At 60.9% G+C, this 504-nt stretch carries 1 protein-coding gene; it reads left to right on the top strand.

The genetic code is table 11. The annotated features are described in order from the left end of the window. Nucleotides 1-504, top strand: a 504-nt coding sequence (locus J5224_RS35450; RefSeq protein WP_264629443.1) for a hypothetical protein, incomplete at both ends; no start/stop codon positions are given.

Here is a 504-nt window from a genome sequence, read left to right as displayed (position 1 = left end):
CTGATGACTTGCCGGATGCGGCGCTTGCCGCCACAGAGGACGTTGCAGACAGCGATGCACCGGACCTGCGCCGGCGCAGGTTGTTGCTGCCGTTAAGCAACGCACTGCGCGATGCACCGACAGCGCAGGAAACCACGCCGGTAGAGGAGGAGCCCAAAGCCCCCCACCTCGTTCTGGCGGATTACCTGCGTGGCTGCTCTGCCAACGGTGCGGTGGTGGATCGGTGCGAGCTGTTAGCGCCGCCCTGCGCGTTAAGCGAAGAGGAGCTGGATGTCCTGTTGATGCAGATTCGTGCCGAAGAACAAGGCAGAGATATCGTCGAAATAGCGCAGCAGGACACCTGTTTCTACTACTCCGACCGTTACATGAGCCATAACTACGCGCGGATTTTGGTCTTTACGCACGAGCAGGATGCCTGCGCTACGTTGGCGCAGACCGTCCGCTTTGAGTGCGAGACCTATCCGCGACCGTTCAAGGCCGGCATGTTGGCGCTGCACCCGTATG

The organism is Candidatus Symbiopectobacterium sp. NZEC135, assembly GCF_025962695.1.
Note: the sequence above shows the minus strand (reverse complement) of the source record. Positions and strands in the feature narration are given on the sequence as shown.